General features: G+C 62.6%; 18 protein-coding genes. 17 read left to right on the top strand and 1 reads right to left on the bottom strand.

The window, feature by feature from the left end:
• Position 1 precedes the first annotated feature (1 nt).
• From hisC to tatC, 13 genes are all read left to right on the top strand, one after another.
• Positions 2–1,072: a histidinol-phosphate transaminase gene (hisC, locus tag QQS38_RS16965; RefSeq protein ID WP_479646537.1), complete on the top strand. Its 1,071-nt coding sequence runs from the start codon at positions 2–4 to the stop codon at positions 1,070–1,072.
• A gap of 19 nt (positions 1,073–1,091) precedes the next feature.
• Positions 1,092–1,679 (top strand): imidazoleglycerol-phosphate dehydratase HisB, encoded by a 588-nt coding sequence (gene hisB / locus QQS38_RS16960; RefSeq protein ID WP_479646536.1) that lies wholly within the window; start codon positions 1,092–1,094, stop codon positions 1,677–1,679.
• Between the two features lie 52 nt (positions 1,680–1,731).
• The gene (locus tag QQS38_RS16955) at positions 1,732–2,352 is read left to right on the top strand and encodes a YchE family NAAT transporter (protein ID WP_479646535.1); all 621 of its coding nucleotides are present in this window, start codon (positions 1,732–1,734) and stop codon (positions 2,350–2,352) included.
• Positions 2,353–2,373: 21 nt separating this feature from the next.
• Complete coding sequence (gene hisH, locus QQS38_RS16950) at positions 2,374–3,012, top strand: imidazole glycerol phosphate synthase subunit HisH (protein ID WP_479646534.1); 639 nt, start codon at positions 2,374–2,376, stop codon at positions 3,010–3,012.
• Positions 3,013–3,180: 168 nt separating this feature from the next.
• Entirely contained in the window at positions 3,181–3,933 is a 753-nt protein-coding gene (gene hisA, locus QQS38_RS16945; RefSeq protein ID WP_479646533.1) for a 1-(5-phosphoribosyl)-5-[(5-phosphoribosylamino)methylideneamino]imidazole-4-carboxamide isomerase, read from the top strand.
• Positions 3,934–4,118: 185 nt separating this feature from the next.
• Positions 4,119–4,892, top strand: coding sequence for an imidazole glycerol phosphate synthase subunit HisF (gene hisF, locus QQS38_RS16940; protein WP_479646532.1), 774 nt, complete (start codon positions 4,119–4,121; stop codon positions 4,890–4,892).
• Between the two features lie 85 nt (positions 4,893–4,977).
• Positions 4,978–5,388 carry a phosphoribosyl-AMP cyclohydrolase gene (gene hisI / locus QQS38_RS16935; RefSeq protein WP_479646531.1) on the top strand — a complete coding sequence of 137 codons (411 nt, stop codon included), beginning with the start codon at positions 4,978–4,980 and terminating at the stop codon, positions 5,386–5,388.
• The gene (locus QQS38_RS16930; RefSeq protein ID WP_479646530.1) at positions 5,385–5,798 is read left to right on the top strand and encodes a phosphoribosyl-ATP diphosphatase; all 414 of its coding nucleotides are present in this window, start codon (positions 5,385–5,387) and stop codon (positions 5,796–5,798) included. The genes hisI and QQS38_RS16930 overlap by 4 nt, the downstream gene beginning before the upstream one ends.
• 120 nt (positions 5,799–5,918) lie before the next feature.
• Complete coding sequence (locus QQS38_RS16925; RefSeq protein ID WP_479646529.1) at positions 5,919–6,302, top strand: DUF4870 family protein; 384 nt, start codon at positions 5,919–5,921, stop codon at positions 6,300–6,302.
• A gap of 42 nt (positions 6,303–6,344) precedes the next feature.
• Entirely contained in the window at positions 6,345–6,707 is a 363-nt protein-coding gene (locus QQS38_RS16920; RefSeq protein WP_479646528.1) for a histidine triad nucleotide-binding protein, read from the top strand.
• A 118-nt stretch (positions 6,708–6,825) separates the two neighbouring features.
• Complete coding sequence (gene tatA / locus QQS38_RS16915) at positions 6,826–7,080, top strand: Sec-independent protein translocase subunit TatA (RefSeq protein WP_479646527.1); 255 nt, start codon at positions 6,826–6,828, stop codon at positions 7,078–7,080.
• A 94-nt stretch (positions 7,081–7,174) separates the two neighbouring features.
• Entirely contained in the window at positions 7,175–7,726 is a 552-nt protein-coding gene (gene tatB, locus QQS38_RS16910; protein WP_479646526.1) for a Sec-independent protein translocase protein TatB, read from the top strand.
• An 84-nt stretch (positions 7,727–7,810) separates the two neighbouring features.
• Positions 7,811–8,593, top strand: a complete 783-nt coding sequence (gene tatC, locus QQS38_RS16905) for a twin-arginine translocase subunit TatC (RefSeq protein WP_479646525.1) — start codon at positions 7,811–7,813, stop codon at positions 8,591–8,593.
• 134 nt (positions 8,594–8,727) lie between these two features.
• Here tatC and QQS38_RS16900 read toward each other — a convergent pair whose 3' ends face one another.
• Positions 8,728–9,960 carry a S1C family serine protease gene (locus QQS38_RS16900; RefSeq protein ID WP_479646524.1) on the bottom strand — a complete coding sequence of 411 codons (1,233 nt, stop codon included), beginning with the start codon at positions 9,958–9,960 and terminating at the stop codon, positions 8,728–8,730.
• Between the two features lie 19 nt (positions 9,961–9,979).
• Here QQS38_RS16900 and QQS38_RS16895 point away from each other — a divergent pair, with 19 nt between their 5' ends.
• The 4 genes from QQS38_RS16895 to QQS38_RS16880 all read left to right on the top strand — a co-directional run bounded on the left by QQS38_RS16895 (position 9,980) and on the right by QQS38_RS16880 (position 13,810).
• A complete protein-coding gene (locus QQS38_RS16895; RefSeq protein ID WP_479646523.1) occupies positions 9,980–10,726 on the top strand; it encodes a Nif3-like dinuclear metal center hexameric protein in 747 nt (248 codons plus the stop codon).
• Between the two features lie 290 nt (positions 10,727–11,016).
• On the top strand, positions 11,017–11,640 hold the full coding sequence (gene petA, locus QQS38_RS16890) for a ubiquinol-cytochrome c reductase iron-sulfur subunit (RefSeq protein WP_479646522.1): 624 nt from the start codon (positions 11,017–11,019) through the stop codon (positions 11,638–11,640).
• On the top strand, positions 11,641–13,023 hold the full coding sequence (locus tag QQS38_RS16885; RefSeq protein ID WP_479646521.1) for a cytochrome b: 1,383 nt from the start codon (positions 11,641–11,643) through the stop codon (positions 13,021–13,023).
• A 22-nt stretch (positions 13,024–13,045) separates the two neighbouring features.
• Positions 13,046–13,810, top strand: a complete 765-nt coding sequence (locus QQS38_RS16880; protein WP_479646520.1) for a cytochrome c1 — start codon at positions 13,046–13,048, stop codon at positions 13,808–13,810.
• Positions 13,811–13,846: the final 36 nt, after the last annotated feature.

Below are 13,846 nucleotides of genomic sequence, written 5' to 3'. Positions count from 1 at the left end.
CATGACGACGACAAAACCGCAAGACATCATCCGCCCCGACGTGCTGGCCATGAGCACCTACGCGGTGGCGGATGCGACGGGCCTCGTGAAGCTCGACGCGATGGAAAATCCGTTCCCGCTGCCGCCCGCGCTGGCCGCTCGATTGGGGGAAGTCCTGGCCGGGGTGGCCTTGAACCGGTATCCCGAGCCGCGCCCGGCGGTGCTCGTGGATAAACTGAAGCGCGTGATGGGTGTGCCCGCCGGCGCGGATCTATTGCTCGGCAACGGTTCGGACGAGCTCATCAGCATCATCGCCGTGGCTTGTGCGAAGCCGGGCGCGAAGCTGCTCGCGCCGATCCCGGGCTTCGTGATGTACCAGATGTCGGCCAAGTTCGCGCAGCTCGACTTCGTCGGGGTGCCGCACCGCGCCGATCTGACGCTCGATGTCGAGGCCATGCTGGCCGCGATCGCCGAGCATCAGCCCGCGGTCATCTACTTGGCCTACCCGAACAACCCGACAGGCACGCTCTACCCGGACGCCGACATCGAACGCATCATCGCTAGCGCGAAGGGCAGTCTCGTCGTGATCGACGAGGCATACCAGCCGTTCGCGCAAAAGAGCTGGATCGGCCGCGTGCTCGACTACGACAACGTCGTCGTCATGCGCACGGTGTCCAAGCTCGGCCTGGCGGGGATCCGGCTCGGCTACTTGGCCGGTGCGCGGGCCTGGCTCGAGGAGTTCGACAAGGTGCGCCCGCCGTACAACGTCAATGTGCTGACCCAGGCGGCCGCGCTATTCATGCTCGATCATGTCGACGTGCTCGAATCCCAAGCCGCTCAGTTGCGCGCCGAGCGCGAGAAACTGGCGGCGGCGCTGGCGGCATTGCCGGGCGTCACGGTGTTCCCGAGCGCGGCGAACTTCCTGCTCGTGCGCCTGCCCGATGCCGACGCCGCGTTCAATGCGCTGCTAAATGCGAAGGTTTTGGTCAAAAACGTGGGTAGAATGCACCCATTGTTGGCCAATTGCCTGCGTTTGACGGTCGGTGCGCCCGAGGAAAACGCACAAATGCTGGCGGCGCTTGCGCTGAAATAAAGTGACTTCGAGGTTTTCCATGCGCGTAGCGGAAGTGTTTCGCGATACCAGCGAAACGAAGATCCGTGTAAAGATCAATTTGGACGGCACGGGCAAGCAGCGGCTGGCCACCGGCGTGCCGTTCCTCGACCACATGCTCGATCAGATCGCCCGTCATGGGTTGATCGACCTGGACATCGAGGCGCAAGGCGACCTGCATATCGACGACCATCATACGGTCGAGGACACGGGCATTACGCTTGGGATGGCGGTGGCCAAGGCGGTGGGCGACAAGAAAGGCATTCGGCGGTACGGTCATGCCTACGTGCCGCTCGACGAGGCGCTCTCGCGCGTGGTGATCGATTTCTCCGGGCGGCCGGGCCTGGAATTCCATGTGCCGTTCATGCGCGCGCGGATCGGCACGTTCGACGTCGACTTGTCGATTGAGTTTTTCCGCGGTTTCGTCAACCATGCGGGCGTGACGCTCCATGTGGACAATTTGCGCGGATTGAACGCGCACCATCAACTGGAAACGGTATTCAAGGCGTTCGGTCGCGCGCTGCGCATGGCCGTGGAACTCGACGAGCGGGCGGCGGGGCAGATTCCGTCGACGAAGGGCAGTCTCTGACGTTAGACCTTGACCGACGGACCGGCGCGCCCAAAGCGGGCGCCGGCTTGCGATGGATCTTCTGAAATCGTTTATTTCGCTGCTGGCGCTGATCAACCCGGTCGGCGCGGTGCCGTTTTTCCTGAGCCTCACATCGGCGCAATCCGATGCGGAGCGGCGTCACACCATTCGCATCGCCTCGATCTCGGTGTTTTGCGTGATTGCCGTGACGACGCTGCTGGGGCAGCAGATCATCAGTTTTTTTGGCATTTCGGTCGGTTCGCTCGAGGTGGGCGGGGGCATCATCATGTTGCTCATGGCCATCAACATGTTGAACGCGCAGATCGGCAACACGCGGGCCACCGCCGAGGAGCGCGACGAGGCCGAATCGAAGAACAGCATTGCGGTGGTGCCGCTCGCGATTCCGCTGCTCACGGGTCCGGGTTCGATCAGCACCGTGATCGTCTATGCGGCGAGCGCGCACCACTGGTACGACCGCGCGGGCCTCATCGCGATCGGCGCGGCGATCGCCGTGATTTGCTTCGGCGCGCTCCGGCTTGCCGAACCGATCGCCCGCTGGGTGGGCCAGACGGGCATCAACATCGGCACGCGGCTCATGGGTTTGATGTTGTCGGCGCTGGCGGTGGAGTTCATCGTCGATGGATTGAAGGCGTTGCTGCCTAACTTGCGATGAAGGGCAAAGGCCCTTTTTGCCATGAAAAAGATTGCGATTGTGGATTATGGGATGGGCAACCTGCGCTCGGTGTATCAGGCGCTGAAAAAGGCTGCCCCGGAAGCGGACGTGGCGATCGTCGACCATGCGGAAGGCATTCGCGCGGCCGAACGCGTCGTTTTGCCGGGACAGGGCGCGATGCCCGACTGTATGCGCTGCCTCGGCGAATCGGGGTTGCAAGAGGCCGTCTTGGAAGCGTCGCGCGTCAAGCCGTTGATGGGCGTGTGCGTGGGCGAGCAGATGCTGTTCGATTGGAGCGAAGAAGGCTCGACGCAGGGCCTGGGCCTGATGCCGGGTAAAGTGGTGCGCTTTCAACTGGAAGGCCGGCTGCAGGACGACGGTTCGCGCTTCAAGGTGCCGCAAATGGGGTGGAACCGCGTGCGGCAAACGCGTGCCCACCCGCTGTGGGCCGGTGTATCGGACGGCGCCTTCTTCTACTTCGTCCATAGCTACTACGTCGTTCCCGACAACCCGAAGCACACGGTTGGGGAAACCGACTACGGCGCGACCTTCACCTCGGCCGTGGCGCGCGAGAACGTGTTTGCGACGCAGTTTCACCCGGAAAAGAGCGCAGCCGCGGGGCTGCGCGTGTACCGTAATTTTGTCGATTGGAACCCCTGAACGCGGTGCTGCCGCTCGCGCACCGCGCCCGATTCCAGGCACCGAGCGAGCGGAACACGGAAAGAGTTGTACTACACTAAGCGACACGGTTCATCGACGTCGGGATCGCTTGCGCGCCCGGCCAGATGCGCCGCCCACCTTCAACCTCCCAGATTTCACGCGATTGCTATGCTGCTGATTCCCGCCATCGACCTCAAGGACGGTCAGTGTGTGCGCCTTAAACAAGGCGATATGGACCAGGCGACGATATTTTCCGAGGATCCTGCCGCGATGGCTCGGCAATGGGTCAGCCGCGGCGCTCGGCGGTTGCATCTCGTCGACCTGAACGGCGCCTTTGCCGGCAAGCCGAGGAACGAAGAGGCAATTCGCGCCATCATCGACGAAGTCGGCAGCGAAATCCCCGTGCAGCTCGGCGGCGGCATTCGCGATCTGGAAACGATCGAGCGCTACCTGGACGAAGGCCTGTCGTACGTGATCATCGGCACGGCGGCGGTGAAGAATCCGGGCTTTCTGCAAGACGCGTGCACGGCGTTCGGCGGGCATATCATCGTCGGCCTGGATGCGAAAGACGGCAAAGTCGCCACCGACGGGTGGAGCAAGCTGACCGGCCACGAAGTCGTCGATTTGGCCCAGAAGTTCGAAGACTACGGCTGCGAATCGATCATCTACACGGATATCGGCCGCGACGGCATGCTTCAAGGCATCAATATCGAAGCGACGGTGCGTCTTGCGCGGGCGGTGAAGATCCCCGTGATCGCGAGCGGCGGGCTCTCGAATCTGGCCGACATCGACGCGCTGTGCGAAGTCGAAGACGAGGGCATCGAGGGCGTCATTTGCGGGCGCGCGATCTACTCGGGCGATCTCGATTTCGCCGCTGCGCAAAAGCGTGCCGATACGCTGCGGGAATCGGACGACGCCTGACGCACGCCGCGGCGAACGCGCGCAGGCTCCGCTCGGAGCGCCGATGCCCCGAAGCCCCGAGGCGCAGCGACCATGCGCGCCCGACGTGCGGGGCGTCCGGTCGAGGCGCGGCGCACGCTACGGCGTTACGGCATCATGCCGTCTGCATTGGCGCAGGCGGCTCACTTAGCGGCATTTGCACCATCATGGCTCTAGCTAAACGCATCATCCCTTGCCTGGACGTGACCGCCGGCCGCGTCGTCAAAGGCGTCAATTTCGTCGAACTGCGCGATGCCGGCGATCCGGTCGAAATCGCGCGCCGCTACGACGAGCAAGGGGCCGACGAACTGACGTTCCTCGACATCACGGCCACCTCCGACCAGCGCGATTTGATTCTGCCCATCATCGAAGCGGTGGCGGCGCAAGTTTTCATCCCTTTGACCGTGGGCGGCGGCGTGCGCGCGGTGGAAGACGTGCGCCGGCTGCTGAACGCGGGCGCGGACAAGATCAGCATGAACTCGTCGGCCGTCGCGCGTCCCGAACTGGTGCGCGAGGCTGCGCAGAAGTACGGTTCCCAATGCATCGTCGTCGCGATCGACGCCAAGCGCGTGTCGGGCGAGGGCGAGCCGGCCCGCTGGGAGGTGTTCACGCATGGCGGCCGCAAAGCGACCGGGCTCGATGCCGTGCAGTGGGCCAAGCAAATGGCCGAATACGGCGCTGGCGAAATTTTGCTGACCAGCATGGACCGCGACGGCACGAAAAGCGGCTTCGATCTCGCGCTGACGCGCGCGGTATCGGACGCGGTGCCCGTGCCCGTCATCGCTTCGGGCGGCGTGGGCTCGCTGAAGGATCTGGCCGACGGCATTACCGAGGGCCACGCCGATGCCGTGCTGGCCGCGAGCATCTTCCACTATGGCGAGCATACGGTCGGTGAAGCGAAGCGTTTCATGGCCGAGCGCGGCATTTCCGTGAGGCAATGATGAAACGGTTCCGACATTCTGCCGCATATCCAGCCTTGCTCGGGCACGGTGTAGCCGCGTTCGAAGCGGTGCCCGCGGAGGCCAAATGAGCGCCCCCGCCGAAAAACCCTGGCTCGACAAGGTCCACTGGGATGCCAACGGGCTGGTCCCCGTGATTGCCCAGGAAGCGACGACGGGCGACGTGCTGATGTTCGCGTGGATGAATCGCGAGGCGCTCGCCAAGACCGTCGAAACGGGGCGCGCCGTGTATTTCTCGCGCTCGCGCCAGCGCCTTTGGTTCAAGGGCGAAGAGTCGGGCCACGTGCAGCATGTGCACGAGATGCGGCTCGACTGCGACGACGACGTCGTGCTGCTCAAAGTCGAGCAGGTGTCGGGCATTGCTTGCCATACCGGACGCCATTCCTGTTTCTTCCAGAAATTCGAAGGCACGGCGGATGAAGGCGATTGGGTCGCCGTCGATCCCGTGCTGAAAGACCCCGAACAGATCTACCGATGACGCAATCCACGCAACCGGGCGCCGCGGGCGCCGCCTCCACCGCCACTGCCTCGACGACCGAAGACACGCTGCTGCGGCTTGCCGCGATCATCGACAGCCGCAAAGGGGGCGATCCCGAGGTCTCCTACGTTTCTCGTCTGTTTCACAAGGGCGACGACGCGGTACTGAAGAAGATCGGGGAAGAGGCGACCGAAGTCGTGCTCGCTGCCAAGGACGTGCGCCAAGGCGGCGCGCCCGGCGCGCTCGTCGGGGAAGTGGCCGATCTTTGGTTTCACTGCCTGGTCATGCTGTCACACTACGATCTGAGCCCCGCGGACGTGATCGCCGAACTCGAGCGGCGCGAAGGCATGTCGGGCATCGAGGAGAAAGCGCTCAGAAAGCGGCGCGAGCGCGAAGAAAACGGCGGTTGAATCGGTCTTTCGCAGGCTCGGCGCCTTCGAGGCCGGTATTGCATGAGGTTGGCGCGAGCGCCGCAGCACTGGCGCCAATCGATAGCCGAAGCACAAACCTCGGTCGACAGGAGAGCGAGAATGGAACAGCGACCCGAAACGCCCATCCCTTACCCGGGATCCGACGCAGGCCGCGCACGCGACATGCGCACGCTCACGCATATCCTGTATGGGCTCTACGCGCTGCATTGGTTCACCGGGGGCATCTCGATCATCGTTGCCGTCATCATCGCCTACGTGAAGCGCGACGACGCGGCGGGCACACCGTCGCAGCCGCATGTGGAGTGGCTCATTCGCACGTTTTGGATGGGCCTCGTGGGCTATATCATCGGCGGCGTGCTGGTGTTCGTCGTGATCGGCTTCGCCGTGCTCACCGCCGTGTCGATCTGGATGCTGTACCGTATCGTGAAAGGCTGGCTGTACCTGTATGACAACAAGCCGCTCGATTCGCGCGCGTGGTTCTGATCCGATCGCGCGCCGCGCATTCGCCTCTCAACCAGGAAAACCATGAGTCACGACAACTGCCTCTTTTGCAAAATTGCCGCCGGCGAGATCCCAAGCACGAAGGTCCATGAGGACGAAGATTTCGTCGCATTCAAGGACATTCACCCTGCGGCAGATACGCACATCCTCGTGATTCCGCGAAAACACGTGGAAACGCTGTCCAATTGCACCGAAAGCGAAGCGCCGCTGCTTGGTAAAATGTTGGTTCTGGTGGCGCGACTGGCCGAGCAGCTCGGTTGCGCGTACACCGGCGGCGATACGGGGTTTCGCACGGTCATCAATACGGGGCCGGGCGGCGGCCAGGAGGTCTATCACTTGCATGCGCATATACTCGCCGGTCCGCGGCCGTGGAAGCGGATGGGTTGATAGCGCGGCGTACCCGTTTCGCATCGATCGACAGGGAGCGCGCGCGCTCCGATTAGGGTCGCAAGGCCGGTATTGTTTGCTGCTGCGAATGCGCGGTGGCAAACCTCGGGAGGTTCTCATGGGTTCATTCAGCATTTGGCACTGGTTGATCGTGCTTTTGATCGTCGCGCTCGTGTTCGGCACGAAGCGCCTGCGCAGCATCGGTAGCGATTTGGGCAGCGCGGTGAAGGGGTTCAAGGAAGGCATCAAGGACGCCGATGCGCCGCCGTCTTCCACGTCCACCCCGGCCGAGGCCGAGCGGCGCGAATTGCCGCGCTCGGGCACGATCGACGTCGAAGCCAAGGAAAAATCGCGTTCGAACGATTACCGTTGAACGCGATGCGCGCCGGTCCCGGCCCGGCGCATTGCGCGGCGAACGACGCGCGGGTTGGAACGCATAACCGATAACGGACCACTAGGCCACTTACATGCTCGACCTCGGACTGACGAAGATGGCGCTGATCGGTGTCGTGGCGCTCGTCGTGCTCGGGCCGGAGCGCCTGCCGCGCGTCGCGCGCACGGCAGGCGCGCTGTTCGGCCGTGCTCAGCGCTACATCAGCGAAGTGAAGGCCGAAGTCACGCGCGAAATCGAGCTCGATGAACTGCGCCGGATGAAGAGCGAATTCGAATCGGCGGCGCGCAACGTGGAAAACACCATCCACGACAACGTGCGCAAGCACGAGGCCGAGTTGAACGACGCCTTCCGCTCCGGTACCTCGGTATCGCCAAGCATTGCCGGCACCGCGGCAGCGGAGGACGCGGCGCGCGGCACGGGCGCGACCGACGGTTCATCTCCCTCGTCGTGGCGCAGCGTCTCGCCGCGCGCGACGAGCAAGCGCGTCAACTGGCGCGTCAAGCAGGCAGCGACGCCCACCTGGTACAAGCGGGCCATGGGCCGGCGCACCCACGTGCAATCGGGGGCCGCGCGCGTGGCGCGCTACACGCCGGCAAGCCTGCGCAAGCAGCGGCGGTTCCTTTGATCCCGTTCCTGCGCGTGGCCGAGGTTTTTCATCTTCCGAGTCATCGGCGCGGTGCGCGCCGATCTCCATCTTAAGAGGGCCGGCGTGAGCGACCCCCAGCACAATTCAAGCGAAGGCACAGAAGAGTCGTTCATCTCGCATCTGGTAGAGCTGCGCGACCGCATCATCAAAGCCGGTATCGCCGTTATCGTCGTGTTCGTTTCGCTCGTCTACTGGGCGACGGACATCTTCAAGCTGCTCGCGCGTCCGTTGATGGAAAACTTGCCCAAGGGCGGGCGCATGATCGTGACCGACGTGACCGGTTCGTTCTTCGTCCCGGTGAAGGTGACGATGCTCGTTGCGCTCGTGATCGCACTGCCGATCGTCCTCTATCAGATCTGGGCGTTCGTGGCGCCGGGCCTCTATCAGCATGAGAAAAAGCTCGTCGCGCCGCTGGTCGGCAGCAGCTATCTGCTATTTCTATGCGGGATGGCGTTCGCCTACTTCGTCGTGTTCCCGACGATCTTCCGTGTGATGGCGCATTACAACGCGCCGCTGGACGTGCAGATGTCGACCGACATCGACAACTACCTCAGTTTCGTGCTGTCGATGTTCATCGCCTTCGGCGTGACCTTCGAGGTGCCGATCATCGTCGTGCTGCTCGTGCGCATGAAGGTGCTGACGCTCAAGAAGCTGCGCAGCATTCGGCCGTATGTCGTGGTGGGCGCGTTCATCGTTGCGGCTGTCGTCACGCCACCCGATGTCTTTTCGCAATTGATCCTCGCGCTGCCGCTGATCATTCTTTACGAGGCGGGCATCATCGCGGCTCGCCTGATCATCGGGAAGGATCCAGAGCCCGTGGCAGACGAAGAAGGTGCGGCCTCGTAAGTCGCGATGCTTCCGATTGCATTGACGCGGCCTTCGCACTTCTGATCGCTGAGCGCTGGTCCCTGGTCCCTGGTCCCCGATTCCGGCTACCGGCTACCCGGTCGGCGCGAGCGGGCGGCTCACGCCTTCCGGGGTCATTCCTCTTGCTGCTGCGAGTCGCTATTGTCGTCGTCGCTGTTGGCTTGTTTCGGCGGCGGCGGGCGTTTGCCGATCGTCACCACGACTTCCATCTCTTTTCTCTTGCGCATGAGCTTGACCTTGGCCTGAGTGCCCGGTTTGATCTGCGCGATGATGTTCAGCAGCCGCGTCGTGTCGAGGATTTCTTCGCCGTTCACGTCGAGCAGCACGTCGCCCGGCTTGATTCCGGCCTTGTCCGCCGGCCCGCCTTGCAGCACGCCCGCGACGATCGTGCCGCGCTGTTCGAGCCCGAACGATTCCGCGATCGCCGGTGTGACGTCCTGCGGTTCGACGCCGATCCAGCCGCGCGTGACCGAACCGGTCGTGATGATGCTTTCGAGCACGCTGCGCGCGGTCGAAACGGGGATGGCGAAGCCGATGCCGAGCGAGCCGCCCGAGCGCGAGTAGATGGCCGTGTTGATGCCGAGCAGATTGCCTTTGACGTCGACGAGCGCGCCGCCCGAGTTGCCCGGGTTGATCGGCGCATCCGTCTGAATGAAGTTTTCGAATGTATTGATGCCGAGGTGATTGCGCCCGAGCGCGCTGATGATGCCCATCGTGACCGTTTGGCCGACGCCGAACGGATTGCCGATGGCGAGCACGACATCGCCCACGCGCGCCTGCTCCACGCGGCCTAGCGTGATGGTGGGCAGGTTGGTCAGGCCGATCTTGAGCACGGCCAGATCCGTTTCCGGATCGACGCCGATCACCTTCGCGTTCGTGCGGCGGCCGTCGGGCAGTGCGACCTCGATCTCGTCCGCCCCGTCCACGACATGTTCGTTCGTTAGAATGTAGCCTTCCGAACTGACGATCACGCCCGAGCCAAGGTTCGTCGCCGCATCGTCCTGCGGCGGCTGTTGTTGCTGCTGCGGGTTCTTGGGATTGCCGAAGAAATAACGAAACAGCGGGTCTTTCGCATGAGGATTGGGCGGGGCCGAGCCGCCTTTGCCCGAGAACACGTTGACGACAGCGGGCATCGCGCGCTGCGCGGCGTCGGCGTACGAGGCCGCCGCCGCGCCCGAACTGGAGCCGGGGGCGACTTCGCGCAGTGCGACGATCGGGGAAGCGAGTTGCTTGCCGAATTGTCCTTGCCGCTGCAGCCATTGGGGCTTGAGTGTGGCGACGATGAACAGCAGTGCGAGCAGCACCGTCACCGCTTGGGCAAACAGCAGCCAGAAGCGTCTAAGCATTTGAAGAATCGAGGTTTCTATGGATCGGATCGAACTTGAATTGTACTTGAACGACATGCTCGATATCGGTCGTTTCAAGGACTACTGCCCCAACGGCTTGCAAGTCGAAGGCCGCCGGCGAATCGACAAGATCGCGACGGGCGTCACGGCGTCGCTTGCGTTTTTGGAAGCGGCACGCGACTGGGGCGCCGATGCCGTCCTCGTTCACCACGGCTATTTCTGGCGCAACGAGTCGCCGCAAATCACAGGCCGCAAGTACCGGCGCATCAAGACGCTCATGGACGCGGACCTCAGCTTGTTCGCCTATCATCTGCCGCTCGACGATCACCCCGAGGTGGGCAACAACGCGCAGCTCGGGGCTCGGCTAGGGCTGATCGGCGATGCGCGCTTCGGCGCGGACGGCATCGGCTGGATGACGACCCTGCCGATGCCGGTCACGCTCGCGCACTTCGCGGCGCAGGTCGAGCAGACGCTGGGTCGCGCGCCGTTGCTGCTGGGCGATGCCGATGCCGAGTTGCGCCGCATCGCCTGGTGCACGGGAGGCGCCCAGGGTTATTTCGAAGCTGCGATCGATGCGGGGGCGGATGTCTATCTGACCGGCGAGATCTCCGAGCAGACGACGCACATCGCCGCCGAAAGCGGCGTCGCCTTCCTGGCCGCGGGGCATCATGCGACCGAGCGTTATGGCGTTCAAGCGCTCGGCTCGCATCTCTCGGAGCGCTTCGACGTCGAACACCTCTTTATCGATATCGATAATCCGGTGTGACGCAGCGCCGCAATTTCGACGCTTTTTTCGTTGAATCTGGCTGTGTTTTTGCGTTTTGCATGATTCGTATCATGCATCGCGCAATAAATGTGCCGATGCAGGGAATGCTTAACGAAGAAAACGAAGATGTGAGACGAAACGTCGCCTCCATCATGGGGGGAAACCCCTAAGAATTAGCGCTTTGCATGGTTTTTGTCCGACGGCTCTTGTAAATGCCGACTCCATTCGCGCAAACTAGCGGGCGGCAGCAAATGCGGACGGAAAAATCCAACTTAGAAGTGGGGCGTGTGATGCGAGATAAAGAAGAGGAACGCGTCGACGGCAGCCGTCGTACCTGGCTGATCGCGACATCCGTAATGGGCGGCTTTGGAGGCGTAGCCGCCGTGGTGCCTTTCGTGGACTCCTTAGAGCCATCGGCGAAAGCCAAGGCGGGTGGCGCGCCCGTCGAAGTCGACATCAGCGGTTTGAAGCCCGGCGAGATGATGACCGTGTCCTGGCGCGGCAAGCCGGTTTGGATCCTGAATCGAACCGACGACATGCTGGCCGAGGTGAAGAAGGCCGACGGCGAGGTGGCCGATCCGAAATCGCAGAACCCGTTCACGATTCCGCTGCCCGAGTACTGCAACAACGAATACCGCTCGCGCGCCGATCACAAGAACATTCTCGTTGTCGTCGCCGTCTGCACGCACCTGGGTTGCTCGCCTACGCCTCGATTCACGCCGGGCCCGCAAGCGAATCTTCCCGACAACTGGCCCGGAGGCTTCCTGTGCCCGTGCCATGGCTCGACCTACGATCTGGACGGCCGCGTTTTCAAGAACAAGCCCGCGCCGCAGAACCTCGACGTTCCCCGCTACATGTTCACGAACGGTGGCAAGACGGTCGTGATCGGTAAAGACGAGCAAGGAGAGGCGTAAATGGCGACAACGGAAAACCAAGTGGAATCGACGGGCTTGGTCGGCTGGATCGACCGGCGCTTCCCGATGACCGCGACCTGGAAGGCGCATCTATCGGAGTATTACGCGCCGAAGAACTTCAACTTCTGGTACTTCTTCGGCTCGCTCGCGCTGCTCGTGCTCGTCAATCAGATCGTGACGGGCATCTTCCTGACGATGAACTACAAGCCCGATTCGCAGCTTGCGTTCGCGTCGGTCGAGTACATCATGCGCGAGGTGCCGTGGGGCTGGCTGATCCGCTACATGCATTCGACGGGCGCGTCGATGTTCTTCGTCGTCGTCTATTTGCACATGTTCCGCGGGCTCATGTACGGCTCTTACCGCAAGCCGCGAGAGCTCGTGTGGATCTTCGGTTGCGCGATCTTCCTGTGCCTGATGGCCGAAGCGTTCTTCGGTTACTTGTTGCCGTGGGGACAGATGTCGTACTGGGGCGCCCAGGTGATCGTCAATTTGTTCTCGGCGATCCCGTTCGTCGGCCCGGACCTGTCGTTGTGGATCCGCGGCGATTATGTCGTCTCGGACATCACGCTGAACCGCTTTTTCGCGTTCCACGTGATTGCGATCCCGCTCGTGCTGCTCGGTCTCGTGTTCGTGCATATCGTTGCCTTGCACGAGGTCGGGTCCAACAATCCGGACGGCATCGAGATCAAGGCGAAGAAGGATCCGCAGGGCAAGCCGCTCGACGGCATTCCGTTCCACCCGTTCTATTCGGTGCACGACTTCTTCGGCGTATGCGTGTTCTTAATCGTGTTCGCGGCGATCATTTTCTTCGCGCCGGAGATGGGCGGGTACTTCCTCGAAGCGAACAACTTCATCCCGGCGAACCCGCTGCAGACGCCGCCCGAAATCGCGCCGGTTTGGTATTTCACGGCGTTCTACGCGATGCTGCGTGCGACCACGGACCCGTTCAAGATCGTATTGATGATCGTGGTGGGCCTGCTGGGGTTGCTGGCGCTGGCGCGTGCGCGCGGCAAGTGGCGCATCGGGCTGCCGGTGCTGGCCGTGCTCTTGATCGCCTTCATGGCGGTGACCGAGGCGAAGTTCTGGGGCGTGGTGGTGATGGGCTCGGCGGTGATCTCGCTGTTCTTCCTGCCTTGGCTCGATCGCAGCCCGGTGAAGTCGATTCGCTATCGGCCGTTCTTCCACAAGGTTTTTTACGGAATCTTCGTCGTGGCGTTCTTGGCGCTCGCGTTTTTGGGGACGAAGCCGCCATCGCCGGTGGCTACGCTGATCGCTCAGATTTGCGCGCTGATCTACTTCGCGTTCTTCTTGGGCATGCCTTTCTGGACCCGGCTCGGTACGTTCAAACAGCCGCCCGAGCGTGTTCGGTTCAAGCCCCATTAATCGCGAGCGAGGATAAAAGAATATGAAGACTTGGCTGAGCAAGCTCGCGCGAATCGGCGGGGCGAGCATTCTGACGTTGGCGGCGGCGCTGGGAACGGCGCACGCGGAAGAGGGTTTTCCGCTCGATCGTGCGCCGGATAACATGCACAACATCGCGTCGTTGCAGCACGGGGCGCAATTGTTTGTAAACTATTGCCTGAACTGCCACAGTGCGAACTTGGTGCGGTACAGCTCGCTCGAGCAGATCGGGATTTCGCAGAAGGAGATCGAGCAGAACCTGCTGTTTACGACCGACAAAGTGGGTAACACGATGTCGGTGGCGATGCGTCCCGACGATGCGAAGGCGTGGTTCGGCGTGACGCCGCCCGATTTGTCGGTCGAAGCGCGTGCGCGCGGCAGCGATTGGCTGTACACGTATTTGCGCAGCTTCTACCGTGACGACACGCGCCCGACCGGCTGGAACAACATGGTGTTCAACAACGTCGGCATGCCCCACGTGTTGTGGCAGTTGCAGGGTGTGCGCACGGCGAAATTCGAGGATGTGAAGGACGCGGAAACGGGGGAGACGACGCATCAGTTCACCGGCTACCAGGTCGTAAAACCGGGGACGATGTCGCCGGTAGATTATGATTCTGCCGTGGCCGATCTGGTTGCGTACTTGACATGGATGTCCGAGCCGAACCAGCAGACCCGCCGGCAGCTTGGTGTGTGGGTGCTGATCTTCCTGGGCGTACTGACATTTTTCGCCTGGCGGCTCAACGCGGCGTACTGGAAGGACGTCAAATAAACACGCCGTAACACGGTGTGGGGCCGGCGCAAGAGA

The organism is Trinickia sp. Z7 (assembly GCF_056498045.1).
The sequence above is the reverse complement of the archived record's forward strand: the minus strand, read 5'-3'. Positions and strand labels throughout refer to the sequence as shown.

Excerpts from the sequence above, each read along its gene's own strand:
- hisC (WP_479646537.1), top strand. The coding sequence starts at position 2 with ATGACGACGACAAAACCGCAAGACATCATCCGCCCCGACGTGCTGGCC.
- hisB (WP_479646536.1), top strand. The coding sequence starts at position 1,092 with ATGCGCGTAGCGGAAGTGTTTCGCGATACCAGCGAAACGAAGATCCGT.
- QQS38_RS16955 (WP_479646535.1), top strand. The coding sequence starts at position 1,732 with ATGGATCTTCTGAAATCGTTTATTTCGCTGCTGGCGCTGATCAACCCG.
- hisH (WP_479646534.1), top strand. The coding sequence starts at position 2,374 with ATGAAAAAGATTGCGATTGTGGATTATGGGATGGGCAACCTGCGCTCG.
- hisA (WP_479646533.1), top strand. The coding sequence starts at position 3,181 with ATGCTGCTGATTCCCGCCATCGACCTCAAGGACGGTCAGTGTGTGCGC.
- hisF (WP_479646532.1), top strand. The coding sequence starts at position 4,119 with ATGGCTCTAGCTAAACGCATCATCCCTTGCCTGGACGTGACCGCCGGC.
- hisI (WP_479646531.1), top strand. The coding sequence starts at position 4,978 with ATGAGCGCCCCCGCCGAAAAACCCTGGCTCGACAAGGTCCACTGGGAT.
- QQS38_RS16930 (WP_479646530.1), top strand. The coding sequence starts at position 5,385 with ATGACGCAATCCACGCAACCGGGCGCCGCGGGCGCCGCCTCCACCGCC.
- QQS38_RS16925 (WP_479646529.1), top strand. The coding sequence starts at position 5,919 with ATGGAACAGCGACCCGAAACGCCCATCCCTTACCCGGGATCCGACGCA.
- QQS38_RS16920 (WP_479646528.1), top strand. The coding sequence starts at position 6,345 with ATGAGTCACGACAACTGCCTCTTTTGCAAAATTGCCGCCGGCGAGATC.
- tatA (WP_479646527.1), top strand. The coding sequence starts at position 6,826 with ATGGGTTCATTCAGCATTTGGCACTGGTTGATCGTGCTTTTGATCGTC.
- tatB (WP_479646526.1), top strand. The coding sequence starts at position 7,175 with ATGCTCGACCTCGGACTGACGAAGATGGCGCTGATCGGTGTCGTGGCG.
- QQS38_RS16900 (WP_479646524.1), bottom strand. The coding sequence starts at position 9,960 with ATGCTTAGACGCTTCTGGCTGCTGTTTGCCCAAGCGGTGACGGTGCTG.
- QQS38_RS16895 (WP_479646523.1), top strand. The coding sequence starts at position 9,980 with ATGGATCGGATCGAACTTGAATTGTACTTGAACGACATGCTCGATATC.
- petA (WP_479646522.1), top strand. The coding sequence starts at position 11,017 with ATGCGAGATAAAGAAGAGGAACGCGTCGACGGCAGCCGTCGTACCTGG.
- QQS38_RS16885 (WP_479646521.1), top strand. The coding sequence starts at position 11,641 with ATGGCGACAACGGAAAACCAAGTGGAATCGACGGGCTTGGTCGGCTGG.
- QQS38_RS16880 (WP_479646520.1), top strand. The coding sequence starts at position 13,046 with ATGAAGACTTGGCTGAGCAAGCTCGCGCGAATCGGCGGGGCGAGCATT.